This window comes from Brucella rhizosphaerae, from assembly GCF_002252475.1.
In the GTDB taxonomy this organism is placed as follows: domain Bacteria; phylum Pseudomonadota; class Alphaproteobacteria; order Rhizobiales; family Rhizobiaceae; genus Brucella; species Brucella rhizosphaerae.
The window spans coordinates 289,896-315,481 of record NZ_NNRK01000034.1 but is presented as its reverse complement, the minus strand read 5'-3'; the positions used below and the strand labels follow the sequence as shown (position 1 = coordinate 315,481).

The window sequence follows — 25,586 nt, the reverse complement described above, 5'->3', positions numbered from 1 at the left end:
CATTTTGAATAATGCTCCAGTCATCCACTTCAGCGCATGTTCCGTTTCGACAACCAAGCCGAATATCCGGTTCATGCTCCAGAGCGGATCCCGTCTTCCCGGGATTAAGAGAACCGCTCTACTAATTAAATACCACAGCAGTGTCGGACTGCCGTTTCAATTTCATAAAGCGCGCTCATGTAACCCCAGAGGATCACGCGCTTTAAACCCTATTTCTTCGCATGTCGTGATCGGAAAACTGGCAACCGCCTTTCCGCGACATTTTTGTTGACGCAGCTTCAAACGGGAAACCGGTTCCCACTTTTCATTAAACTGCGCTAGTGGCTTTCACCACGATAGCGATGCAATAAAAGCAGCCGTTGTACCACGCCGACGGATGCCTTTCCGTCGAGCACGGCTGCATGTATCACATTTCCCCCCCCAAATGCCAAATCCATTTCTTCTCCTTTGAAAAGAGAGAAGGCTGGGATTTCGGGGCCATCCATATGCACAACCACGCGGCGGGCCTGATCAAGCTTGCGAACCCCATCAGAGGCTGCTTCCTGAGCATGCAGCACAAGTGCCGCAGCGCCCGAACGGATTGCCTGATCCACCTTGGTCGATCCGGACACCACAGCGCCCGCCTTGCGCGCCAGAGCAAGACTACCAAGTGCGGATTTCGTCAGCAGCTGGTCAACCAGCGCGCCAAGATCCGCCTGTGGCGTTACACCTTCTTTCAACGCCCGCGCAAAAAGCTTGCGCTTGACAGCTTCATCGACCAGACGCCGCTCCGCCTTGACCCAGCACCCCCTGCCCGGCAGGTTTCGCTTGAGGTCCGGCACAACCGAACCATCGGGCCCGGCTACAAAACGGATCAGGTCATCGGCAGAACCGCTTTCGCGCGTGACGATACAGGTTCTGTCATTCATATCCTGCTCCACACGCAACTCCAAGCTAGGCGCAACTCAAAGCCAGGTCGGGCTTTGCCATCAATCACCATCAACTCAACTACAAATCTGGCAGCGGCCTAGCAGAGCTTACGCCACTTCTCAACATGAAACTCTGAAACAGCAACTTTTGCGCCCGGAGTGATCCGGGCGCAAAAGCATCATTTCGGGATGCTTTACGAAGCGACTTCTTCTTCGCCAGCTTCCGCACCTTCATCGGTTTCAACCGAAACCAGCTCGTCTTCCGTGATCCAACCTGCCTTCAAACGCGCAGTCAGGATCATCTGTTCCGCATCAACGCGAGAAACATCAAATGGCGTCAGGATACCGGTATGGGTAACGGTTTCGCCGTCCTTGCGTTCACGCCAGCCAACGAGATCGTCAACGGCATAACCAGCAAAGTCTTCGATATTCTTCACGCCGTCTTCACCAACAGCCACAAGCATAGCTGTGGTCAGGTTTGGAAGCTCACGAAGCTCATCTTCAACGCCAAGTGCCTTACGGCGATCGTCCTGTTCACCTTCGATGCGCTCCAGGAATTCACGTGCACGTTCCTGAATTTCACCAGCGGTGTCTTCATCGAAACCATCGATGGAGGCGATTTCGCCGGGCTCGACATAAGCAAGCTCTTCAACAGAGGCAAAGCCTTCCGAAGCCAGAACCTGGCCGACCATCTCATCAACGTTGAGGGCTTCCATGAAGAGGTTCGAACGCTCAGCGAATTCCTTCTGGCGGCGTTCGGATTCTTCGTCTTCCGTCAGGATATCGATATCCCAGCCGGTAAGCTGCGAAGCAAGGCGCACGTTCTGACCGCGACGACCAATTGCTAGTGATAGTTGGTCATTGGGAACGACAACTTCAATACGTTCCGCATCTTCATCGAGAACAACCTTGGCAACTTCAGCAGGCTGAAGCGCGTTGACGATGAAAGAAGCCGCATCTGGCGACCACGGAATGATGTCAATCTTTTCGCCCTGCAGCTCGGCAACAACCGCCTGAACGCGGGAACCACGCATACCAACGCAGGCACCAACCGGATCGATCGACGCATCGCGCGAAACGACAGCGATCTTGGCGCGCGAACCCGGATCACGGGCAACCGACTTGATTTCGATGATGCCGTCGTAGATTTCCGGTACTTCCATGTTGAAAAGCTTCGCCATGAAAGAAGGATGGGTACGCGACAGGAAAATCTGCGGGCCACGCTGTTCGCGACGAACGTCGTAAACATAAGCGCGGATACGATCGCCATAGCGGAATGCTTCACGCGGGATCAGTTCGTCGCGACGGACGATTGCTTCACCACGACCGAGATCGACGATCACATTGCCATATTCGACGCGCTTGACGGTGCCGTTAGCAATTTCGCCAACGCGATCCTTGAATTCGTCATACTGGCGGTCACGCTCGGCTTCGCGCACTTTCTGCACGATGACCTGCTTGGCCGACTGGGCAGCAATACGTCCGAAATCCATTGGTGGCAGCTGATCGGCGATAAAATCACCAACCTGCGCATCCGGATTACGGTCGCGCGCAGTGAACAGTGAAATCTGCGTAGAATAGTCTTCGACGGTCTCGACCACTTCGAGCAGGCGCTGAAGCTTGATCTCGCCGGACTTCGCATTGATGTCGGCACGGATGTTGCTTTCCTGTCCGTAGCGCGAACGCGCCGCCTTCTGGATAGCATCGGCCATGGCCGCAAGAACGATCTCGCGGTCAATAGACTTCTCGCGTGCGACCGCGTCAGCGATTTGCAGAAGTTCCAGCCTGTTTGCACTGACTGCCATAGGTCTCTCCTTGGTGACGCATCCGGTCTTCTTCGAGAACCGGACGCCTGAAACTCACTTTGAAACTTATTTCTTTTCCGTTTCGGATTCCGTGGGCGCAACGTCTTCAGCTTCGCCATCGAGATCAGAACCGCGATTCTCTCCCAGATCGTCTCCGGGAATACGACCTTCGCGCAGAGCTTTGTCCTTGCGCAGCGCATCGCGGATCAGATCATCGGTCAGAACCAGACGGGCATCCACAATCAGATCAAACGGAATGCGAACCACAGGCTCATTTCCATATGAAATCTGATCGCTTTCAATCACGACTGAATCTGCATCGCCGATCACGATACGGCCACGAAACTTCTTACGTCCTTCATGGACGATAGAGGTTTCGACCTTGGCTATATGTCCGGCCCAATCCGAAAAATCAGACTTGCGAACCATCGGCCGATCAATGCCTGGCGACGAAATTTCCAGATGATATTTGCCGCTCAGCGGGTCTTCGACATCAAGAACAGGAGCCACTGTACGGCTCAACAGTTCACAATCTTCAACCGTCATCGTGCCATCAGAGCGCTCGGCCATGATCTGCAATGTCTGACCGTTAAGGCCGGAGAGGCGCACACGCACAAGGCGAAAACCCAGCGTATTGATCACCGGTTCCACGATGTTTGCCACTTTTGCATCGATGCCCGTTTCGCGAATGATGCGATCATCTGCGTTCACGGTTTCAACTGCCTGTTCCTGTTCCGTCACCCGATAAACCTTTTTTACAGAGCCGTAAGTAACAAAAAAGAGCGGGACCGGGGGGACCCACTCTTGTTCAAACGACCAAGAATTTGAAACTTATATACCAGCGGACGCGACTTTTTTCAAGGCCGCAATTTGCTTCCGTTTCAAAGCCGGATGAATGTCAGATAGGCTGCACGGCGGCCTTCGCGAAATGCCTTTGCCTCATAGCGGGTGCCGGGCCAGCCTTCATAGGCGTCGTTCCAGTCGGATGGCCCCTCTGCCTGCCACTCAAACGCATCATGTCTGCGGCAATGCTGCAGCGTCCAGTTGACGTAATGCTCGATATCGGAAGCAAAACGGAATCGTCCGCCGGGCTTCAGCACGCGGGCAAAACGGTCAAGATTTTCGTCGCTTACAAAGCGGCGCTTCCAGTGGCGGCGCTTATGCCAGGGATCAGGATAGAAAAGATCGATACCGACAAGCGAGGCATCTGGCAGCCAATCAAGAACGGCTGTGGCATCCTCGTCGTAAAGACGAAGATTGCTGCGGGGCGCTTCATCAAGGGCTGCCAGCATTTTTGCCATACCGTTGACGAAAGGCTCGACACCGATGAAGCCAGTCTCCGGGTAACGGCCCGTCTCATTGTGGAGATGTTCACCGCCACCAAAGCCGATTTCCATGCGCACATTTTCCATCTGCGCTTCAAACAGCGAACGCAAATCCTGTGGCGCAGTCGTGTTGATGTCGAGCTTCAGACGTGGCAGCAAATCCTCGAACAGATTGCTCTGATGCGGACGGAGTGGCTTGCCATGACGGCGGCCGAAAAAGTTTCCGGCCGCACGTACGGGATGGTTTTCATCAGTCATTTATCGCAGTTCCAGTGAGAACGGAGTTCTTGAACCCGCTCTGACGTTTTTGTTGTGACGCATGATCCGGCACATCGAGACAGGATAAGAAATCAGTCCTGAGGACTGATTTCCTCCAGTCAATCAGGCAGAAAGAGCAGCCTTCAATGCCTTAGTAAGATCGGTCTTCTCCCATGAGAAGGAACCGTCACGACCCGGCTTGCGGCCAAAGTGACCGTAAGACGATGTCTTGGCATAGATAGGCTTGTTAAGATCGAGATGCTTGCGGATGCCGCTCGGCGAAAGGTCCATGACCTTGCGCAAAGCTACCTCAACTGCAGATTCATCCACCTTGCCTGTCCCATGCAGGTCGACATAAACCGAAAGCGGCTGTGCGACGCCGATGGCATAGGCAAGCTGGATCGTGCAGCGATCTGCAAGATTGGCAGCAACGACATTCTTTGCAAGATAACGCGCTGCGTAAGCGGCAGAGCGGTCAACCTTCGTCGTGTCCTTGCCGGAGAATGCACCACCACCGTGCGGTGCAGCACCGCCATAAGTGTCAACGATGATCTTGCGGCCGGTAAGACCTGCGTCCCCATCGGGTCCGCCGATCACGAACTTGCCGGTCGGATTGATATACCAGTTGCAGTTCGCCGCAATTGGCAAGTCGCCGAGCGCTTCACGAATATAAGGCTCAACAACAGAACGAACCTTCTTGGAATCCCAGCTTGCATCGAGATGCTGCGTCGAAAGCACGATCTGGGTTACTTCTGCGGCCTTGCCGTTCTCGTAACGCACGGTAACCTGGCTCTTGGCATCGGGGCCAAGCTTACCCGGATCGCCTTCACCCTTGTGACGGGCTTCTGCGAGCTTTTCGAGAATCTTGTGCGAATAATAGATAGGAGCCGGCATGAGGTCCGGGGTCTCGCGGCAGGCATAGCCAAACATGATGCCCTGATCGCCAGCACCCTCTTCACCCTGACGGTCGGCTGCATTGTCCACGCCCTGCGCGATGTCGGCGGACTGTGGGTGCAGAAGCACATCGATTTTGGCCGTGCGCCAGTTGAAGCCTTCCTGCTCGTAACCGATTTCGCGGATGGCCTTGCGGGCAGCCGAACGGAAGCGGGAAGGATTGATCAGCGGATGCCCCGCTTTGTCGTGAGCGACAGAACCGTCCTTATTCTTCTTCAGGAATGTTTCCGGCACACGCACTTCGCCGGCGATAACGACACGATTGGTGGTGGCGAGCGTTTCACACGCAACACGGACGGACCAGGGGTCAACGCCCGAACGGCGCGCCTCCTTGTAGATCATGTCAACGATTTCATCGGAAATGCGGTCGCAAACCTTGTCCGGATGACCTTCGGACACCGATTCGCTGGTAAAGAGATAAGAACTGCGCGACACGGGTAACCCCTCTTGAAAATCCAACGGAACGTATGTCCGTTATGGAAACACAGTAGCGCCCGGAACAGTTTAAGTGGGTTCCGGGCACATCATTGTGTTAGCGAAGTTGGGATTGGACCGTCAATGCATATTCTTGTTGCGACGCGGCGTTGCTTGAAAAAATCGTTCTGGCTTACGCTTTTGTGAATAAATTAAAGCGCATCGGCTGAATTTCTTTCAAACGATGCGCTTTTCATTATTTTCTTAAAGTGTGTCTTACGCCAAACCTGCCCCCACTTTTGGGAGACATGCATTGGACCTTATTCGCCGTCGGCGGCGAGCGACTTCACCAGATCGATGATCTTGCGGCGGACCTTCGGGTCCGCAATTTTGGTGAACGCACGGGTAAGCTGCACACCTTCATTGGAGTTCAGAAAGTCGACAACATAAGTCGCTTCATTATCCTCGGCAAAGCCTGCCTGCGAAGTGGGGTTTGAACCGGGCGCATCTTCAAAAAAGAATGATACAGGAACCGTAAGAATGGAAGAAATCGCCTGAAGACGGCTGGCACCAACGCGATTGGTGCCTTTTTCGTATTTCTGGATTTGCTGGAATGTGATGCCGAGGCTTTCGCCTAATTTTTCCTGACTGAGACCCAGCATGTTGCGGCGAAGGCGAATGCGGCTGCCCACATGTATATCAATGGGGTTGGGCTTCTTTTTATTCTCAATCATACGGCTTTCACTCCTCGCAACCGCGAGCTTTCATTCATAGCCTGTTCATCCGAACAGGGATAAAATACATTGTGGGAGGTAGTCAGACTGGTTTGCGAAAAAACCGTCACAGCGCGAGTATAACAACTTAACAAAATTGCCGTGTCAATGAAAACGCCGTCGGAAAGAGAACCTGAACCACACGCATATGACGAGTAGGGTTAATAGGAGCGAAAGAGTCTGTTTGCCACCGGGTACAGTGCCCCAAAATGGGACACGCTCTTCAGGCAAATACGCGTCAATGACGCTGACAGCATCGAGTGGCAATTCTTCGATGATTCGACCATAGGCGTCAACGACGGCAGAAATTCCATTATTAGCTGCACGCACCAATGGCAGTCCCTGTTCGACGGATCGTATCTGTGCCTGTCGGAAATGCTGATAGGGGCCTGGTGTATCCCCATACCACGCATCATTGGTGACGTTGACAATCGCCGTCACTTTGCGACCCGTATAGGACAGTTCGTCCGGGAAAATCGCTTCGTAACAGATCAGCGGCAGGAAGGTTTGTCCTTCCATCACATTGATCGCATGGCGCGCCTTTGCAGCCGTAAAGCCACCCGGCATCTCCACCACTTCCTGAAGACCGAGACTGCGCAAGATACCTTCAAAGGGCAGGTATTCGCCAAAGGGCACAAGATGCACCTTGTCAGTATAATCAGTGATCCGGCCCTGACCGTTGATCGTCAATATCGAATTATAATAACGCGGATCGCGCCGTGGTACGAGTTCTTCACGCACCGCCCCTGCGAGCAATACCTGATCATCGCCAATGACCTCGCCAATTTGCGCGAGTGCCTCAGGTGTCGATGATAAAATATAAGGAACAGCTGTTTCAGGCCAGATAACGACATCAGGCTTTGCCTTGCCCTCCGCCGGCGCCTGCTGCGTCATAGCAATGAACTTGTCGAAAATCGCACGTCGTTCATTGTTGTCCCATTTCAGGCTCTGCGAAATGGACGGTTGCACGATACGGATCGCAAGGGTCGTCCGATCAGCATCAAGAGCTGGTGCATTCGACAAGGTCCAGGCGCCAAAACCGATATGTGCTGTGATGAGGAAAACGGCCAACGCAATACCGCTCTTCGCCAGACGCCCGCCACTCAACAGTGCAGGTGCTGAAAAAACCAGTGCTGCGAGCGCACTCATGCCGACAAGGCCAATGACTGCCACCGACTGCATCATCATGGGCGTGGGCATTGCAGCATAGCCGAGTGCATTCCACGGAAAGCCTGTAAAGGCGAATGTGCGCAACCATTCGGTAAAGCCAAAGCCCAGAGCAATCGCGAAAATACGCCCGATACCGTCCGACCAGAGCAGCCGCGCGATCACCGCAGCCAGTCCGTAGAAAATCGCAAGAAACGCTGGCAAGCCCAAAACGGCCAGAGGTATTGCCCATGCAAACTGCTGCGCATCGACCAGCAGAGCCGTGCCGATCCACCAGAGGCCAGACACAAAATAGCCGAAGCCAAACCACCAGCCGATAATACCAGCCGGGAAAAACCGTTTTATCGGGCCTTTTTCTTTATCTGGAACAGCTCCGTCGATGAGCCAGACCAACAATGGAAACGCGATAAAACCTGCGATGAAAATATCGAATGGCGGCTGGGTCAGTGTCGCGATAGCGCCACTGATAAAAGCGGTCAGCGCACGACGCCAACCGCTCAAAGACGAGATCTTCCCCGCAAGCCTCTCGATCATCAAACCTCTTTGGACGTTTCTGTCAGGACTTCGGATGTATCATCATCCGACTTTACCGAACTCACAGAGCGTTGCTGCCTGCGACGGTCGGCTTCCGAAAGAGGTACGATCCGAACACGTTTTACGCGTCGCGGATCAACTTCCAGCACATGGAATTCATAGCCCTGAACTGCCTGAACGACTTCGCCGCGCAACGGAATCCGCCCCAGAACGGAGAAGATAAGGCCACCGACCGTATCGACGTCTTCGCCATGCTCGCCCACTTCAAATGAAGGACCGATCTTCTGCGTCAATTCATCAAGATCTGCGCGGGCATCAACGACGAATACGCCGTCAGCCTCTTCAGCGATCATGATTTCTTCGTCGTCATGTTCGTCTTCAATATCACCAACGACCATTTCAACAATATCTTCAAGCGAAGCCAGTCCATCGGTGCCGCCATATTCATCAATGACCAGCGCCATCTGGATATGGGAAGCCTGCATGCGTGCCATCAGTCCACTCGCCATCATCGATGGTGGTACGAACAACACCTTGCGCATCAGATTAAGTTCACCAATCGTCTTGGTGAGATCGATGCGGCCCATATCGAACTTGGCAGCGCTTGCCTCAGCGGTCTTGCGCGTCGTTGTACGACGGGTTGTCTTCTGACGTGCCTGCTTGGTGATATAATTGAGCACATCGCGGATATGGATCATGCCACGCGGATCATCCAGCGTTTCGGCATAGACCGGCATACGCGAATGGCCAGAACTTTCAAACAGCTCGAGCGCTTCCCAGAGCGGTGTGGAAATTTCGACCGCCACCACATCGGCGCGCGGGATCATCACATCTTCGACGCGGATTTCACGCAAGCGCAGGATATTATGCAGCATCGCCTTTTCTTCGGGCGAAAAAACTGAATCCTGCTCGCTTGCGGTGCTGGAAATTGCATCGGCCAGATCTTCACGCAAGGAAGATGATTGGCGCGAACGCATAAACGGAAAAATGTTCGACAAAAGGGAACGCTTTTCGGTCGCCTGCGACCGCTGCGTACTTTGCCCTTCGGAGTCTTGTGTGTCGCTTCGGCTATCGCCTGCGGACGAGGAATTGCTTTGGTCAGCCATGATCAATCTGTTTCAACGTTTAAATCGGATACAGCATAAGGGTCGGGGATGGCAAGAGCATGAAGGATTTCACGCTCACGGCGCTCCATCTCCTCGGCCTCATCTTCCGTCTCATGATCGTAACCCAAAAGGTGCAAAAAGCCATGTACCACCAGATGGGAGAGATGATTTTCGAACGGTTTGCCTTCTTCGAGAGCTTCACGCTCGACCGTTTCCCGTGCAATGATGATGTCACCAAGCATCGGGCCCGGCTGCATGCCAGCCTCTACAGGATAAGCAGGAAAAGACAGAACATTGGTTGGCTTGTCCTTGCCTCGCCACTCAGCATTGATCGCTTGAATGGAGGCATCGTCGGTAAAAACCAGACTCAATTCGCTCTCTGCAGGCTTGAGCCGGAGATTATTCCAGGCCGCCTCAACGGAACGTTTTACAAGCCCTTCAAGAGCCGTTTCATCCGGCCAGTTGCCGGCTTCGATCATAATATCGATTTGAATCGCGTTGTCTGACACTTCTGCCGCGGCTTGCGATGAGGCAACCGCTCTATCCTTCCAGTTGTTAAAAGAGACGTCCGCCTGAAAGCGGACGTAATATTTTTAAATCGTCATTCCCTGGCATGAATGCAAGATTATTTACGCATTTTATCTCAGATCCGTTTTCGGAATGCGAGAATGCACTTTATCTCAAGCGCATCTTGTCCAAAAGCAGTTCCTACTTTTTTGAGATGCGTCTTATCACCAGCGCATCTTATCCAAAAAGCGATGCCTACTTTTTGGGATGCGCTGTGATATTCACTCCGATCGCGTATTCTTTTTAGCATCGCTATCATAGGCGCTGACGATTGCCGCGACCAGCGGATGGCGCACCACGTCTTTCTCGGTAAAGCGTACCTTGACGACTGAATCCACGCCATCCAGTACACGCAGTGCCTCAACGAGACCAGACTTCTGGCCGGGCGGAAGATCGATCTGGCTTGGATCGCCATTGACCATCATGCGCGAACCTTCGCCAAGGCGCGTCAGGAACATCTTCATCTGCATCGACGTCGTGTTCTGTGCTTCATCGAGAATGACCGCAGAATGTGCGAGTGTGCGGCCACGCATGAAAGCCAGCGGTGCAATTTCGATCACACCGGCTGTAATGGCCCGTTCGACCTTTTCAGCAGGCATCATGTCGTAAAGCGCATCATAAAGCGGACGAAGATAAGGGTCGACCTTTTCCTTCATATCGCCGGGCAGAAAGCCCAGACGCTCGCCGGCTTCAACCGCCGGGCGTGAAAGGATAATGCGTTCTACAAGACCGCGCTCCAGAAGCATTGCAGCATGGGCAACGGCCAGATAGGTCTTACCCGTACCCGCTGGCCCAACACCCAGAACCAGCTCCGACCGGTCGAGGGCGCGCATATAAGCGTCCTGCGTCGGCGTGCGTGCAAAGATTGTCTTCTTGCGCGTCGATATTTGCGCAGCCGACATCTTTCCCTTGTTTTCAAGCGTCGGCAATGTCAGCTGATCATCCGCAGCAATGGCAATGCGCATGGCACCGTCCACATCCGACGTGGTCAGCTCATGGCCTTTCTGCAAATATTCATAAAGCTGATCGAGTGTACGTCGGGCCTGTTCGGTAGCCGTCGCATCGCCCCGGATGGAAAGCTCGTTACCCTTCGAACGAACATCGACACCAAGCTTCTGCTCGATACGCGCCAGATTCTCATCGAACTGACCGTAAAGTGCGCTGGCAAGGCGATTATTGTCGAAGGTGAGGACGATATGGGCCATGTCGGAAGCCCCGGACATCGCCTTCGTAACCGAACTCGTAGCCGGACTTGAAATTGTGTTTGTTTGCGTTTGAATGGTTGGCTTGGCAGGCTTTAACTTTTCCGTAGCGCTCAACCGCATCTCCCTAAGGTTCACGCATTGCAATCGCAGTTCCGGCAGAACGTTCGGTAAAAGACTCACTCACCGCGACTACTGCCTGCCTGTATCATGCTCTCACGCAAGCTTTTGCGCAATAAGACTATTTGTGCCAGTCCCCGTAATTTTCACACGAATGATCTCGCCGACCGCATCCTCATTGTCATCGACAATGGCAGGCAGCAGCCATGGCGAGCGACCAACCATCTGACGATCAAAGCGGCCTTTCTTTTCCAGAAGCACATCCATTTCACGACCGACGAGCGAATCCTGAAACGCATATTGCTGCTCGGAAAGCAGCGCCTGAAGGCGTTGCAAACGCTCATCCTTGACCGACTCTTCCACATGATCGGGAAGATCAGCACCGGGTGTCCCGGGACGCGGAGAATATTTGAACGAATAGGCCTGCGCGTAATGCACCTCGCGTACGAGCCGCATTGTATCTTCAAAATCCTGATCGGTTTCGCCCGGAAAACCGACGATAAAATCGCCTGAAAGCGCCATATCAGGACGCACTTCGCGGATACGCTCGACCAGACGGATATATTCATCAGCCTTGTGACGGCGGTTCATGGCCTTGAGAATACGATCCGACCCAGCCTGAACAGGCAGATGCAGATAAGGCATCAGCTGTCGCAGATCGCGGTGCGCAGCAATCAGCGTATCATCCATGTCGCGCGGATGGCTGGTCGTGTAACGCAGACGTGCCACACCGGGAATGCGTGCAAGGCGGAACAGCAATTCGCCAAGACCCCATTCGCGACCGTCATCGCCCGCGCCGTGCCATGCATTGACGTTCTGGCCCAGAAGGGTCAGCTCGCGCACGCCACTATCAGCAAGACGCTCGGCCTCAGCCACGATCTGCGCAACGCTGCGCGAGACTTCAGAGCCACGTGTGTAAGGCACCACACAGAAAGTGCAGAACTTGTCACAACCTTCCTGAACGGTGAGGAATGCCGAAACACCCCGCTTGCGCGTTTCCTCGCGCTTTGGTGCAGGCAGATGCGCGAATTTGTCTTCAATGGCGTATTCGGTTTCTACGACCTTTTCGCCACCCCGCACACGTGCCAGTGCGTCAGGCAGACGGTGATAGGTCTGCGGCCCGATAACCAGATTGACATTCGGCGCTCGACGCAGAATTTCCTGACCCTCGGCCTGTGCCACACAACCGGCGACACCAATGGTCAATTCCTTGCCGTTTGGCCCGCGTTTATCCTGCATCTTGCGCAGGCGACCCAGCGCTGAATAAAGCTTTTCCGATGCCTTTTCGCGAATATGACAGGTGTTGAGCAGAACCAGATCGGCATCATCGGGGCTGTCAGTCGTGACATAGCCTTCTTGCGCAAGGCTGTCCGCCATGCGCTGACTGTCATAGACGTTCATCTGGCAGCCATAAGTCTTCACAAAGACCTTACGTGTGTTGCTGCCTTCCGGTGCTGTCTCAATATCGGTCACATTTTCGCTCATGCGCGGCTATCTACAGTTTTTATCACCACTTTGGAAGGCGACAAACTTACCGTGTCTCAATCTTCCGCGATTTCGCGCCCAAGAAGCGCACTTTGCAACAGCGCCCTCACCCGGTTTTCCATGGTGCGGGCAAGCGCCTTGCGATCGGTTTCAGCAGTCACGACAATCGGCTCGCCAAAGCGCACTTCGACATCGATAGCGCCTTCCCGTAAAATGCCTTTGAGATGCGGCATCAATTGTACATCGCCCGGCCATGAGGCAATCGGACGGTGATAGCGTCCCATCGCCATTCCGTGCACGCCGGTATAGGCAACCGCCACCGGCTGCACGATCACTTCAGGCACACCTGCTTCACGGATCGCCGCATGTGCTGCGCCAAAAAGCGCTGTCTTGAACGGCAGCACTCGATTGCCATCGGATGTCGTTCCTTCGGGAAACAGAACCATGGCATCGCCATCTGCAAGGCGCTTTGCAATGTCGGAGGTCTGCTCGCCGGTCTTGCCGCGTCTTTCACGTTCCACGAAAACTGTACGCTGCAAAATGGCAAAGAAGCCAAAGACCGGCCAGCTTCTGACTTCCGACTTTGCAATGAAAGACACCTGACCTGTGGCCGACAAAACAATAATATCGCTCCAGGAAGTGTGATTGGAGACTAACAACAGCGGTCGGCCTTCTGGCATATCTCCGACGATTGTGATGCGGAAACCAAACAGTCGCGCGACGATGCGATGGAAGAAATTGGGCAGCCGCCGCTTCCATGTGTTTTTCAGTTTCAGAAACACATATTGCACCGGAATGAGTGACAGGCTCAGCGTCACCATCGCTGCCACGACCAGAACGATGCGGATCGCACCAATCATTGTGGCCTCACCAGATCGCGACGCAGAATGAATGCAGCTGAACGACCATTCGCCGTTTCATAATAGGCAGGTCTGTCACCAACCTTGTTGAAACCCATGCGACGATAAAGGGCGAGAGCCGCCACATTTGCCTCATCGACCTCCAGGAACAGCGTTTCGGCGCGTTCCTGATAGAGATGGCGTAAAACGGCATCCATCAAAGACCGGCCCACGCCTTGCTTACGCACCTCGTTGGAAACCGCAATAGTGAGAATTTCAGCCTCGCCAGCAACCAGACGTGCCAGCACGAAACCGCATGCCGTTCCGGGCTTGCCTTCAGGACGAGCCACAAAACCGAAAACCGTATCCTGCGCGATCAGCGAGCGAAAATCATCCGAACTCCAGCCATGGTGGAAGGCATGCGCATGAATGCGCTGAATTTCTCCGCTGTCCTGCGCGCCAAGAAGCTCAATCGAAACAGGTCTGCGGCCAAAGCGTCCAAGCACAAAGCTCATCATGACGCTATTCTCCGTTTGCCTTACGCGGCAGTGCAAAGCCGGTCTGTGGCTTCACATCCGGTCCACGCATATAAAGCGGCTTCGGCGCTTCACCCGGTTCTCTCATGGATGCGAGCTTTGCATAAGTACTGATGAACCCTGTCGGCTCGACCCGTGCAACGCTGAATGTTCCGGCCAGCATCTCATTCAATGAAGCGGCAGCCGAACCGGCAAGTACTGTGCCATCGGCCTGCTGTTGCGCCAGTGCCAGCGCTTCATCGCGAGACACCACCATGGGATTGCTCTGTGCGATACCATCAGCGCCAAAGGCTTGCGCATAAATTTCGCCGCGATGCGCTTCAAGAAGAACCAGCACAGGCTGCCCCGGATGACTGATCGCCACCTCGGATGCAAGCGCATCAAAAGCACTGATACCGATCGCCGGCCGGTCAAGCGCCAGTGCAAAGCCACGCGCAGCCGACACGCCAATCCGCACGCCGGTAAAGGAACCGGGGCCGACATTCACCGCCACGCGGTCCAGATCGGACATGGCAATTCCGGATTGTGTCATGACCCGTTCGATATAGTCCATCAGGACTTCAGCATGACCCTTGCCGATATTCTCGCTGACTTCAGCAAGAACGGCAGCTGTGCCCGAATCGTGGCCCAAGTCGCAACCAGAATCGTGGCCCAAATCGCAGCCAGAATCATAAACTGCGGCAGCACACCAGGAAGAGGCGGTATCGAGGGCAAGTATCTTCATAAGCCATCGGGTAAATCAGAAATCGTCCCGCGACAAGCAAAACACATAAAACGAGTGAAATTTACAAGCTGCTCAGGGAACCAAAACCCATGCAAAGCGTTTCTGTGCTGGATGCGGGGCGGTTATCAATTACCGTATCCCGAAACCGGCCTTTTATTGAGATCTGGCGGGGCGGGTTTCAGAAAAACAAATCTGTTTTCCCTCAGCGATGTCCCAATCGCTGATACACAGCCGGATCGTGCAAAGGATATGAGGATAAAATGTCCAAGAAGTCGATGCATGCAACCCGCAACGATCTTCCCTCCAATACCAAGACCACGATGATCGCATTGCTGAATGAAAATCTGGCAGCGACCATCGACCTTGCCCTCATCACCAAGCAGGCGCACTGGAACCTCAAGGGGCCACAGTTTATCGCCGTGCATGAAATGCTGGATACATTCCGTACCGACCTCGACGATCATGTCGATACGATCGCAGAACGTGCAGTGCAGTTAGGCGGGACCGCCTACGGCACGACGCAGGTTGTTGCCAAGGAATCGAAGCTCAAGGCCTATCCAACGGATATCTATGCCGTTCACGATCACCTTGCAGCGCTGATCGAACGCTACGGCGATGTCGCCAATCTTGTGCGCAAGTCGATCAAGGATGCCGATGACGCTGGCGACGACGCCACCGCGGATATTTTCACCGCCGCATCGCGCAGTCTCGACAAGGCTTTGTGGTTCCTCGAAGCCCATGTTCAGGAAAAAAACTGACTTTGGTGCTCTGAACAATTATCAATGAAAAAGGCCGGGAAATTTCCCGGCCTTTTTGCTATTTGCGATGCTTAACTTGTCCATTCGCCGCGGCGCATCACAGGCTCGCGGCTACCATCGGCATTGATGCCATCAACATCGATTTTGTCAGAGCCGATCATCCAGTCGATATGGATGAGGCTTGAATTGCCACCCTGCGCTGCGATCTGTTCAGGCGTAAGTTTCGCACCGTCGATGAAACACTTTGAATAGCACTGTCCGAGCGCGATGTGGCTCGCAGCATTTTCATCAAACAGCGTGTTATAGAACAACAGTCCGCTCTGTGAGATCGGAGAGGAATGCGGCACCAGCGCCACTTCACCCAGACGACGTGCGCCTTCGTCCGTATCCAGCACTTTGTTCAGAACTTCCTCACCACGGCTCGCCTTGGCTTCGACAATACGTCCGCCTTCAAACCGGACTGAGATATCATCGATCAGGGTTCCCTGATGCGATAGTGGCTTGGTGCTCGACACATGGCCATCCACGCGCAGCGCATGCGGTGTGGTGAATACTTCCTCGGTTGGAATATTCGGATTGCAGGTAATGCCATTCTTGGCTGTTGAGGCACCACCATGCCATTCATGACCGTCTGCCAGACCAACTGTCAGATCAGTGCCCGGTCCCTTGAAATGCAAGGCGCTATAGGCCTTGCCGTTCAGGAAACGGGTGCGGGTGCGCAATGCTGCATTATGGGCTGCCCATGCACCGACCGGATCGGCCACATCGACGCGCGACGCAGCGAAGATTGCATCGGCAAGCTTGCGGGTCGCGGTATCTTCCGCATCGTTCGGGAACATCAGCCTGGCCCATTCCGGGTTGGGATAGGAAATGATATTCCAGTTGATGTCGAAACCCGCAATCTTTTCGAGAGCGGGCTGATAAGCCTTGGAATTGGCGCGATTAGCACGCGAAACCTTTGCCGGATCCTGAGAAGACAACAACATCGGATTGTCCGCTGCAATCGCCAGTCGCGCCGCACCATTCGCATAAGCCTTTGCCATGCCCTCATAGAGCCAGCTGGCCGCACGATCAAAGCTTTCGTCGCTCGCATTTTCATAACGCGCCAGCGCAATTGCATCATCGGAGAAGAACGGCGTTACAAGTCCGGCACCTGCCTTATAGGCATGCTTTGCAATCAGGCGCACAAGCGGCAGAGCAACGACAGGGGCCGTGATGACAAGGTCTTGCCCTTCACGCAATTGCAGCCCGACGCGTACGGCCACTTCGGCCAGACTTTCGAGTTTTACCGGATCGATGACGGGAGCGTTATTGTCATGTGCCATATGGCTGCAAGCCTCGTGTTTGAAAGAATCAGCGGCAGTTTATCAGATGACTTAATTTCACCACGCTTTTTCACGCCACTGCGGTATATTGTTTACGCGGTCGATTGAAAATTTTTATGTAACGAGAGCAACAGCTATGAAGAAAAGCGTGCTTATTATCCTTGGTCTGGCGGGCTTTCTGGCCGGTTGTCAAACCATGACACCGGAACAGCGCCGCGCCGCAGATGAACAGACCTGCCGCAGCTATGGTTTCAAGCAAAAATCCGATGCGTTTTCCAACTGCCTGTTGCAGCTCGATCTCGACCGTCGCGCAGATCGCCGCGCCTGGCAGAACCGCGCCGATTTCTACGACACACCGATGGTAATCTATCAGCCGGTCTATCGCCCGGTACCAGTTCAAGCCAAATAACGAACAAGCCAAGTAACGAGCAAACCAAGCCATAAAAAAGCGCCCTTTAAGGGCGCTTTTTTTAAGCCATTCGGTTGGCGCTTCAGTCGAGCACTAAAGTGGCGATTCCGGGCGTTCCTGTGAAAGAAGCATCGCGCCGATAGCGTCCACATGTTTCTTATCGGCGGTATATCCCAGAGATACGTTCTGCACAGCGGGAGCCGTTTCATCGAAAGCCGGCTGATAGGCTGCCACTTGCGTCAAGGCCTGCTTTTCTGTTGCCTTGACAGGCAAGGCAACCAGACGTGCGCCGCGTGCCTGTGGTCCGGCACCTTCATTCTGCTGGACTTCAGTCGTCTTCGAGGCTTCGGCCAATGCAACCTGCACACTCGGCTGAGCCTGCGGAACCGTCACATCCTTTTGATCGGTTACGTTATAGAACGGACCATCCGGCATGGAAGGTGACTGTGGTGTCGAAGCATAAGCCAGATTGTATGGCGTCTGCGGAACCGGGTTTTGCAGTTCACCGTCGCGACCACGCTTTTCGTAGAAAGAATTACCGCCCGCAACCAGCACGTAATGCATGTTGCGATAAGGGAATTTGAGGCCAGCTGTATGGAAGAACATAGAGTTCTTCAGCGATGGATGGCGCTTGCCCTTGAGCAGAGAATCTGCGGCGGACTGAACGTCAGGCATCGCCCTGGAATTCATCTTGCGGCTCAAAACACCCGGTGCAAACTGGTTTTTCTGACCGACAACGCCACAGATCGTATCAGGATAGCTGCCCGAAGCGAGACGGTTCATGACGACAGTGCCAACGGCCATCAGGCCATCAGGGCTTGAACGGTTCGATTCAAAAAACATCGCACGTTCAAGGCATTCACGGTCTCTGGCGGTATAGGTAAAAGTCTTGACGCCATTGACTGATTTGACGTGGCTAACCGCCGCCGTCTTTTCGGATTTGGTCTTGGGTGTGCCTCCGGTCGTCGTGCAACCTGTCACCACGAATGGAGCAACCAGAAGCCCGATAATAACGGGCAGTTTCCACTTAGAAGCGCGCGTCAATGGCTCAGTCTCATCGTTAGGACCCTTAATTGATCCAACCCGGCCTCCGCCCCGCAAAAGGCGTCTGAAACCTGGCTGTGGTGCCACTGCATAAAACTTATGCAGCAGATTTGAACTAACAGAGCAGCCTTTGTGCATCCAATCGAGATGCCTGGCGCTCCAGCCAAATAGAACGAAAATCAAAAAACAAACGTTCTGCTGTCACTCATTGCATTCAAGGTTTTGGAATTTTTAGGCCAAAAAAAGGCAAACGGTCAAATTCCTAAAATGACGAAGCCACCAAAACAGTGGTCAATCGAACCCGAATCCAAAGATGAATTTTCCCCACAAACCCCTTAAATTTATTAACAAATCCTTAATGCAAATTAGCAAATCTTATAAGTTATTGATTTAACGCGATTCAATTCACCAGAATACAGGCCATATCACTGCCTTATTTCACCGATGTTTCAAGATTTTACGCAGCTGTCTTTTTAAGCTTTTCAGATGCTGTTTTTGACCCCGATTTTGCGGGTCCTTCAACTTTGTCACGATTATTGTAACATCGCGTGATATTGGTCATTTTGGCACATTATGGAAGCACACTTCCGAATCAGACCGCCTCGAAGTGAGTCGCATTGCAGGCTCGTCTCATGCAGAACGGCCCGTCACATTTTCAGCAACGGGCCGCTAAGTAAAAATTTTGCAGGTCTGGATCTAATTATCCGAACGAGTAACCTGCACCGCGCACCGTGCGGATAGGATCGAGCGCACGACCGACATTAATCGCCTTTCGCAAACGTCCGACATGCACGTCGACCGTGCGGTCATCGACGTAAATATCTGGTCCCCAGACACCATCCAGCAACTGGCTGCGTGAGAAAACCCGGCCTGGTGACATCATGAAATATTCGAGCAGACGGAACTCTGTCGGTCCGAGACGGACTTCCTTTTCCTTGCGATAGACGCGGTGCTGCTGACGATCGAGCACCAGATCGCCAACCTTTAGGACGTGGGAGAGAACACTTGGGTTGGCGCGACGCAGCATCGCTTTGACACGGGCCAGCAGTTCCGGCGTCGAAAAAGGCTTTACGACATAATCATCAGCACCGACGCTCAAGCCCCGGACACGTTCGCTTTCTTCACCACGCGCAGTCAGCATGATGATCGGCAGACGTTCGGTTTCCGGCCATTGGCGCAGACGACGACAAAGCTCGATTCCCGATACACCGGGAAGCATCCAGTCCAGAATAAGGAGGTCTGGTACGTTTTCGCGCAGCGTGATTTCGGCTTCATCGCCGCGCAGCATCGCATCGACCTGATAGCCTTCTGCTTCGAGATTGTAGCGCAAGAGCACGCTCAGGGCTTCTTCGTCTTCAACCACAGCAATCTTGGGTGCCTGTGACATCCAGTATTTCCTATCCAAAATTTAGAGCGCGTTTCGATCTGATTGAAACAGATTTCGCTCTAACTCATTGTTTTATCGCGTATCCTGACCGAAAGCCGCTTCGCATTTTTCAGGATACGCTTTTTTCCTCATCGCGCATCTTATCCAAAAATCGCTTCGCATTTTTCGGGATGCGCTTGGGCCAGCGGAAGATACAAGCCCCCGATCGACCGCGTGCCGCCGCGCTGTTCTTACTCATGCAGACATTCACTAAGCAGACATTCCGGGCCGCAAATAGCGGCACCGGATGTTCTTAGGATTTACGCGCCTCGTCCACGACAATGCCGTGGCTCAGGTCTTCTTTCGGACGCTCCGCAGGCATTTGCAGACCGGTCACGATATAATAGACTGTTTCGGCAATGTTGGTCGCGTGATCGCCAATGCGCTCAATGTTCTTGGCACAGAACAGAAGATGCGTGCAGGCCGAAATGTTGCGCGGATCTTCCATCATATAGGTAAGCAACTCGCGGAACAGCGAGGTGTACATCGAGTCAATTTCATCATCGCGATCACGAACGATATTGATCTGCTGTACCGAGCGGGTCGCATAGGCATCGAGCACGTCTTTAAGCTGCGTCAGCGCGAGTTCGGCCAGTGTTTCAAGCCCACGATAGAGCTTGACCGGCTGACGCGATTCCGAGACGGCTGCAACGCGCTTGGCAATGTTTTTGCCAAGATCGCCAACGCGTTCCAGATCAGCGGAGATGCGGATCGAGCCGATGATCTCACGCAGATCGACAGCCATTGGCTGACGCTTCGCAATGATCATAACGGCCTTGTCGTCAATCTCACGCTCGCTTGCATCAAGGATGAGATCGTCGGAGATAACGCGCTGAGCAAGCGCGTTGTCGGCGTTGACAATCGCTGCAACGGACTGCTCGACCATACGTTCCGCATGACCACCCATTTCGGCGATCTTATGCGTGAGGAACTGCAGTTCTTCGTCGTAAGCGGTAACGGTATGCTGAGACGCCATAATAGACCTCAAATTAAATTGCGGGGAAGCCGGACAGCTGTTTTCTCAAACTAGCCGCCGCTCCTGCTCCAATTATTTTAGCCAAAGCGACCGGTGATATAGTCCTGTGTGCGCTTTTCGGTCGGTGCCGTGAACATCACATCCGTATCGCCGACTTCCACAAGATTACCCAGGTGGAACATGGCGGTGCGCTGCGAAACGCGAGCTGCCTGCTGCATGGAGTGCGTGACAATTACGATCGTGTAGTTCTGGCGCAACTCGTCGATCAGCTCTTCAACCTTTGCAGTCGCAATCGGATCAAGCGCCGAGCACGGCTCATCCATCAGGATGACTTCCGGGCTGACTGCAATCGCACGTGCAATGCACAGACGCTGCTGCTGACCGCCGGAAAGACCGGTTCCGGCATCATGAAGACGATCCTTGACCTCTTCAAAAAGGCTGGCCTTCTTGAGGCTCGTCACGACGACTTCTTCCAGATCGGTCTTGTTGCGTGCCAGACCGTGAATACGCGGGCCATAGGCGACGTTTTCGAAAATCGACTTCGGAAACGGATTTGGCTTCTGGAACACCATGCCAACACGGGCACGCAATTCAACAACGTCGATCTTCGGATCGTAAATATCTTCATTGTCGAGCGTGATGTTGCCGACGATACGGCAGCCTTCGATCGTATCGTTCATGCGATTAAGCGAACGCAGGAATGTCGACTTGCCGCAGCCCGAAGGACCGATAAGCGCTGTCACCATCTTTTCCGGAACTTCCAGATCGACTTCAAACAGAGCCTGCTTCTCACCATAGAAGACGCAGACCTTGTCGCCGCGCATCTTTATGGAGGGGGCGTTGGTGTTCATCTTATCTCCTACGGCTTTTTCGAGAGATCGTTCGGTCATGAGATTCATCATTTCTCTCCCGTTTACCAGCGGCGCTCAAAGCGGCGGCGCAGAATAATTGCTGCAATATTCATAACGGCCAGGAACAGGAGCAGGACGATAATAGCGCCTGATGTCCGTTCTACAAAGGCACGTTCAGCTTCATTCGCCCACATGAAAATCTGCACAGGCAGAGCAGTGGCCGGATCCATTGGCGTTGCAGGCATATTGGCCACGAAGGCTACCATACCGATCAGAAGCAATGGTGCAGTTTCACCAAGCGCCTGAGCAAGCCCGATAATCGTACCGGTCAGAATGCCGGGAGCCGCGAGAGGCAGCACATGGTGGAACACCATCTGAGTTTTCGAAGCGCCGAGCCCGAGAGCTGCCGCACGGATTGATGGCGGTACAGCGCGAAGGGCAGAACGTGTCGCGATGATGATTGTCGGAAGCGTCATCAGGGTCAACACCAGACCACCGACAATCGATGCAGACCGCGGAAGATTGAAGAAGTTGATGAAGACGGCAAGCCCGAGAAGACCGAACACAATCGACGGCACCGCAGCCAGATTGTTGATGTTGACCTCGATCAGATCGGTAAGACGGTTTTTCTTGGCAAATTCTTCAAGATAGATCGAAGCAGCCACACCGATAGGCAGTGCAAGCACCAGCACGATCAGCATCATGTAGAAGGAACCAACCAGCGCCACTCCAAGACCGGAAGTTTCCGGGCGGCTGGAAGCGCCATTGGTGAACAGACCCCAGTTGAAGGCCTGACTCAGCATGCCTTCATCGGTCAGCGTCTTCATCCAGGCAACCTGACGATCAGAAACCTTGCGGTTTGCTTCGGCCACTGAAAGATCGATCTGTCCCTTATAGGCTGAGTCGATATCGGCTGCGGCAAGAACCGGAACCGTCTGTGTGGTGCCGATCAGCGAAGGATTGTCCATCACCATCTTGCGAAGCTGAACGCGAACGCCATCCGAGAAAAAACGGCCAATCTCACGCAACTCAGCACGATCTGTCGTCGAAACGCCGAGCTTTTCAGCCAGTGCATTGCGAACCAGAAGCGGATAGTTGGCCGTGATCAGCACATTCGGATCGGTTGCGCGCTTGTTGCCCGGATCGATGACCTGCTCGTCAAGCTTGACCGGCAGATAGATCGTTGTCTGTCCGAAAGCTGTATAGCCCTTGGAGAATACCGAGAACAGCAATGCGCAGAGGAAGAACACACCAATCGCAATGGCAACGATGCCATAGATACGGAAGCGGCGTTCGGCGGCATAGCGACGCTTGATCCCGATATCGCGGCGCTGGGGCGTTGCTACAGCATTTCCAGCAGCATTCAGAGTTGAATCGGTCATTATTCGTACTGCTCCCGGTACTTGCGAACGATGTAGAGCGCAAAGATGTTCATGATCAGCGTCAGGACGAAGAGGGTAATGCCCAGCGCAAAGGCAACGAGCGTCTGCGGCGAGTCGAATTCAAGGTCACCCGTCAGCTGATTGACGATCTTGACCGTGATGGTGGTCATGGCCTCAAACGGATTGACCGTCAGGCGGGCAGCAACACCGGCTGCAAGCACCACGATCATGGTTTCACCAATCGCACGTGACGCTGTCATCAGAAGCGCACCGACAATGCCGGGAAGTGCTGCTGGCAGAACAACCCGCTTGATCGTTTCCGAGCGCGTTGCACCAAGCCCCAGAGAGCCATCACGCAGCGAGCGCGGCACCGATGTGATAATATCGTCAGACAGGGACGACACGAACGGGATCAGCATCACGCCCATAACGAGGCCTGCGGTGAGCACGCTCTGTGCCATGATGAAGCCCTGACCGCCAGCAATGGCAGCCGAGAGATCACGCAGGAACGGGCCAACCGTTATCAGTGCGAAGAAGCCGTAGACAATAGTTGGAATGCCAGCCAGAAGCTCAAGCAATGGCTTGACCACGGTGCGCACGCGCGGTGACGCATATTCGGCCATGTAGATTGCTGAGAACAGACCAACCGGAACCGCGAAGAGCATTGCAACCAAAGCAATGTAGAGCGTACCGGCGAGAAGCGGGATCAGACCAAACTGGCCGACTTCACCACCTGAACCGGCAGCTGCGAAACGTGGGTCCCAGACAGTCCCGAAGAAGAAGTCCATCGGAGCGATCGACTGGAAGAAGCTCACCGTCTGGAACAGAACAGAGAACACGATCCCGATCGTCGTCAGAATAGCAATACCGGAAGCGGCAATCAGCCCCCACAACACAATGCGTTCAACATTGTTGCGAGCCCGCGTGCGGCGTTTGATACCGGAGAGGCCAAAAAGGAGGCCGGCAATCGCGATAATCATTGCGATTGCGCTACCGACCGTATGAGAAATCTTGTTCGCCTTTTCAAGGAAAAGGGCGACAGGGACCATATAGTCCTGCCCTTCGGTCGCGAGCGCTACGCCCTTCGACCCAAGCAGATCGCGTGCTTCTTTGTAGTTTTGCGGAAAACTGTCGATTTCAGCAGGCGTCAGCTTGTCCAGACCACCTGCGAGGCTGCGGATCATACCAAGCTGCAGGCTGCGCTCCGAAAAAGAGCCGTCTTCGACAGCTGCGGGCATACGAGCAGTTGCCGTATGATCGAGATAAACCGATGTACCAACCGCCCAGACCGCGAGAAACAGAATTGCGGGCAATGCGGAAACGAGGAAAACCCACCAACCATGATAAAGTGGGCGGGAATGCATTTTCTCTGTGGCTATGCCTGAACTGACAGCAGGCTGAGCCTTGTCAATCGCAACGGCGCGCTGTCGACCTATGAAGAATCCGATCAGTCCGATTGCGACGACACTGACGAGAACCAGAAAGAAGGACATTCAATTTCCCCGGTTGCCCCAAAAAATGTGAAAATAGCCTGTTCATGCAGTATCTGCAGCCAGCCATTCCCACGCGAATACGCCTGTCTTATCCGACCAGCGCAAAAGAGAAAGAATGTGGGAAGAAGTCCTCCCCACATTCCACAGATCAAAGCTTACTTGGCTTCCATCAGCTTGCCTTCGGTGAAGGCAGTGCGCTGTGCTTCACGTTCTGCATCCGGAGCCGGAACCAGACCATATTCAGCAAGCGGGCCTTCCGGGCCGACCATCTGTTCAGACAGGAAGAACTCAACATATTCCTTGAGGCCTGGAATGACGCCAAGGTGAGCCTTCTTCACGTAGAAGAACAGTGGGCGCGAAACCGGATATTCGCCCGAAGCAACCGTTTCAGCCGATGGCTTGATGCCGCTGACACTTGCAACCTTCAGCTTGTCAGCATTGTTTTCGAAGAAGTAGAGACCGAAAACGCCAACGCCCTGCTTGTTGGAGTCGATGCGAGCCAGCGTTTCGCTGTAATCACCATCGATATCGACAGCCTTGCCGTCTTTACGAACAGCGATACAGGCAGCAGCTGAAGCCTTGTCATCGAGACCGGTCTTCTTGATTTCATCAAGAGCGCCCGATTCCTTGCAGCCGTCAGCAAGAAGCTTTTCTTCAAAAACTTCACGGGTTCCGTGCTTTTCGCCAGGGATATAGGCAGTGATGTCCCAATCTGGCAGGTCTGCATTGACCTGATTCCACTTGGTGTTTGGATTGTCGACCAGCTTGCCGTCTACGACGAGCTTGGCAGCAAGAGCCTTGTAAACATCAACTGGAACCAGCTTCCAATCCGGACCATTTGCATCAGTTGCAAACACGATGCCATCATAGCCGAAGCGGACTTCCTGAACTTCCTTCACGCCTGCTTCAATGCAGGACTTGAGTTCGGTATCCTTCATGGCGCGCGATGCATTGGCGATATCGATGGTGTTTTCACCAACGCCTTTGCAGAATTCTTTGATGCCTGCGCCAGAACCGCCCGATTCAATAACCGGCGTCTTGAAGTTCGGATAGGTTTCGCCAAAGGTTTCTGCAACGATCTTTGCATAAGGCAGAACGGTCGAGGAACCGGAAACCTGAATCTGATCGCGCGCATTCGCAGCGGAAACCGACAATACTGCAGCAATTGCGAGCGCTGCGGTCGAGGAAATCATCTTGTTCATGAG

24 protein-coding genes are annotated in these 25,586 nt (G+C 53.8%); 2 read left to right on the top strand and 22 right to left on the bottom strand.

Annotation, left to right across the window (positions count from 1 at the left end; translation table 11 throughout):
* Positions 1-317 precede the first annotated feature (317 nt).
* The 14 genes from CEV32_RS18595 to tsaB all read right to left on the bottom strand — a co-directional run bounded on the left by CEV32_RS18595 (position 318) and on the right by tsaB (position 14,717).
* Positions 318-908 carry an RNA-binding protein gene (locus tag CEV32_RS18595; protein WP_094578602.1) on the bottom strand — a complete coding sequence of 197 codons (591 nt, stop codon included), beginning with the start codon at positions 906-908 and terminating at the stop codon, positions 318-320.
* Positions 909-1,102: 194 nt separating this feature from the next.
* Entirely contained in the window at positions 1,103-2,713 is a 1,611-nt protein-coding gene (gene nusA, locus CEV32_RS18590; protein WP_094578601.1) for a transcription termination factor NusA, read from the bottom strand.
* A 66-nt stretch (positions 2,714-2,779) separates the two neighbouring features.
* Positions 2,780-3,454: a ribosome maturation factor RimP gene (gene rimP, locus CEV32_RS18585; protein WP_094578600.1), complete on the bottom strand. Its 675-nt coding sequence runs from the start codon at positions 3,452-3,454 to the stop codon at positions 2,780-2,782.
* Between the two features lie 140 nt (positions 3,455-3,594).
* A complete protein-coding gene (gene trmB, locus CEV32_RS18580) occupies positions 3,595-4,296 on the bottom strand; it encodes a tRNA (guanine(46)-N(7))-methyltransferase TrmB (RefSeq protein ID WP_094578599.1) in 702 nt (233 codons plus the stop codon).
* A gap of 123 nt (positions 4,297-4,419) precedes the next feature.
* Positions 4,420-5,685 (bottom strand): methionine adenosyltransferase, encoded by a 1,266-nt coding sequence (metK, locus tag CEV32_RS18575; protein ID WP_094578598.1) that lies wholly within the window; start codon positions 5,683-5,685, stop codon positions 4,420-4,422.
* Positions 5,686-5,984: 299 nt separating this feature from the next.
* Entirely contained in the window at positions 5,985-6,398 is a 414-nt protein-coding gene (locus tag CEV32_RS18570) for a helix-turn-helix domain-containing protein (RefSeq protein WP_094578597.1), read from the bottom strand.
* Positions 6,399-6,542: 144 nt separating this feature from the next.
* A complete protein-coding gene (gene lnt, locus CEV32_RS18565) occupies positions 6,543-8,138 on the bottom strand; it encodes an apolipoprotein N-acyltransferase (RefSeq protein ID WP_094578596.1) in 1,596 nt (531 codons plus the stop codon).
* On the bottom strand, positions 8,138-9,244 hold the full coding sequence (locus CEV32_RS18560; RefSeq protein ID WP_094578595.1) for a hemolysin family protein: 1,107 nt from the start codon (positions 9,242-9,244) through the stop codon (positions 8,138-8,140). The genes lnt and CEV32_RS18560 overlap by 1 nt, the downstream gene beginning before the upstream one ends.
* 2 nt (positions 9,245-9,246) lie before the next feature.
* Complete coding sequence (ybeY, locus tag CEV32_RS18555; protein WP_094578594.1) at positions 9,247-9,753, bottom strand: rRNA maturation RNase YbeY; 507 nt, start codon at positions 9,751-9,753, stop codon at positions 9,247-9,249.
* Positions 9,754-10,032: 279 nt separating this feature from the next.
* Entirely contained in the window at positions 10,033-11,130 is a 1,098-nt protein-coding gene (locus tag CEV32_RS18550) for a PhoH family protein (protein WP_208620870.1), read from the bottom strand.
* 99 nt (positions 11,131-11,229) lie between these two features.
* Complete coding sequence (gene miaB / locus CEV32_RS18545) at positions 11,230-12,618, bottom strand: tRNA (N6-isopentenyl adenosine(37)-C2)-methylthiotransferase MiaB (RefSeq protein ID WP_094578593.1); 1,389 nt, start codon at positions 12,616-12,618, stop codon at positions 11,230-11,232.
* A gap of 56 nt (positions 12,619-12,674) precedes the next feature.
* Positions 12,675-13,478, bottom strand: coding sequence for a lysophospholipid acyltransferase family protein (locus CEV32_RS18540; RefSeq protein ID WP_094578592.1), 804 nt, complete (start codon positions 13,476-13,478; stop codon positions 12,675-12,677).
* Positions 13,475-13,975, bottom strand: coding sequence for a ribosomal protein S18-alanine N-acetyltransferase (rimI, locus tag CEV32_RS18535; protein ID WP_094578591.1), 501 nt, complete (start codon positions 13,973-13,975; stop codon positions 13,475-13,477). The genes CEV32_RS18540 and rimI overlap by 4 nt, the downstream gene beginning before the upstream one ends.
* A gap of 4 nt (positions 13,976-13,979) precedes the next feature.
* A complete protein-coding gene (tsaB, locus tag CEV32_RS18530) occupies positions 13,980-14,717 on the bottom strand; it encodes a tRNA (adenosine(37)-N6)-threonylcarbamoyltransferase complex dimerization subunit type 1 TsaB (protein ID WP_094578590.1) in 738 nt (245 codons plus the stop codon).
* 260 nt (positions 14,718-14,977) lie between these two features.
* Here tsaB and dps point away from each other — a divergent pair, with 260 nt between their 5' ends.
* Positions 14,978-15,475 carry a DNA starvation/stationary phase protection protein Dps gene (dps, locus tag CEV32_RS18525; protein ID WP_094578589.1) on the top strand — a complete coding sequence of 166 codons (498 nt, stop codon included), beginning with the start codon at positions 14,978-14,980 and terminating at the stop codon, positions 15,473-15,475.
* Between the two features lie 71 nt (positions 15,476-15,546).
* Here dps and CEV32_RS18520 read toward each other — a convergent pair whose 3' ends face one another.
* Positions 15,547-16,800, bottom strand: a complete 1,254-nt coding sequence (locus CEV32_RS18520) for an aminopeptidase (RefSeq protein WP_094578588.1) — start codon at positions 16,798-16,800, stop codon at positions 15,547-15,549.
* Between the two features lie 136 nt (positions 16,801-16,936).
* Here CEV32_RS18520 and CEV32_RS18515 point away from each other — a divergent pair, with 136 nt between their 5' ends.
* Positions 16,937-17,209, top strand: a complete 273-nt coding sequence (locus CEV32_RS18515; RefSeq protein ID WP_094578587.1) for a hypothetical protein — start codon at positions 16,937-16,939, stop codon at positions 17,207-17,209.
* A 93-nt stretch (positions 17,210-17,302) separates the two neighbouring features.
* On the opposite strand, the gene CEV32_RS18510 is transcribed toward CEV32_RS18515, so the two are convergent.
* The 7 genes from CEV32_RS18510 to CEV32_RS18480 form a co-directional block, all read right to left on the bottom strand.
* Positions 17,303-18,253 (bottom strand): cell wall hydrolase, encoded by a 951-nt coding sequence (locus tag CEV32_RS18510; RefSeq protein ID WP_094579160.1) that lies wholly within the window; start codon positions 18,251-18,253, stop codon positions 17,303-17,305.
* 700 nt (positions 18,254-18,953) lie between these two features.
* Positions 18,954-19,640: a phosphate regulon transcriptional regulator PhoB gene (gene phoB, locus CEV32_RS18505; RefSeq protein WP_024898358.1), complete on the bottom strand. Its 687-nt coding sequence runs from the start codon at positions 19,638-19,640 to the stop codon at positions 18,954-18,956.
* A gap of 292 nt (positions 19,641-19,932) precedes the next feature.
* Entirely contained in the window at positions 19,933-20,655 is a 723-nt protein-coding gene (gene phoU / locus CEV32_RS18500) for a phosphate signaling complex protein PhoU (RefSeq protein ID WP_094578586.1), read from the bottom strand.
* A 77-nt stretch (positions 20,656-20,732) separates the two neighbouring features.
* On the bottom strand, positions 20,733-21,506 hold the full coding sequence (gene pstB / locus CEV32_RS18495) for a phosphate ABC transporter ATP-binding protein PstB (protein ID WP_235818859.1): 774 nt from the start codon (positions 21,504-21,506) through the stop codon (positions 20,733-20,735).
* A 62-nt stretch (positions 21,507-21,568) separates the two neighbouring features.
* A complete protein-coding gene (gene pstA, locus CEV32_RS18490) occupies positions 21,569-22,888 on the bottom strand; it encodes a phosphate ABC transporter permease PstA (RefSeq protein ID WP_094578584.1) in 1,320 nt (439 codons plus the stop codon).
* Positions 22,888-24,381, bottom strand: coding sequence for a phosphate ABC transporter permease subunit PstC (gene pstC, locus CEV32_RS18485; protein WP_094578583.1), 1,494 nt, complete (start codon positions 24,379-24,381; stop codon positions 22,888-22,890). The genes pstA and pstC overlap by 1 nt, the downstream gene beginning before the upstream one ends.
* A 155-nt stretch (positions 24,382-24,536) precedes the next feature.
* Positions 24,537-25,583 (bottom strand): PstS family phosphate ABC transporter substrate-binding protein, encoded by a 1,047-nt coding sequence (locus tag CEV32_RS18480; protein WP_094578582.1) that lies wholly within the window; start codon positions 25,581-25,583, stop codon positions 24,537-24,539.
* Between the last annotated feature and the right edge of the window lie 3 nt (positions 25,584-25,586).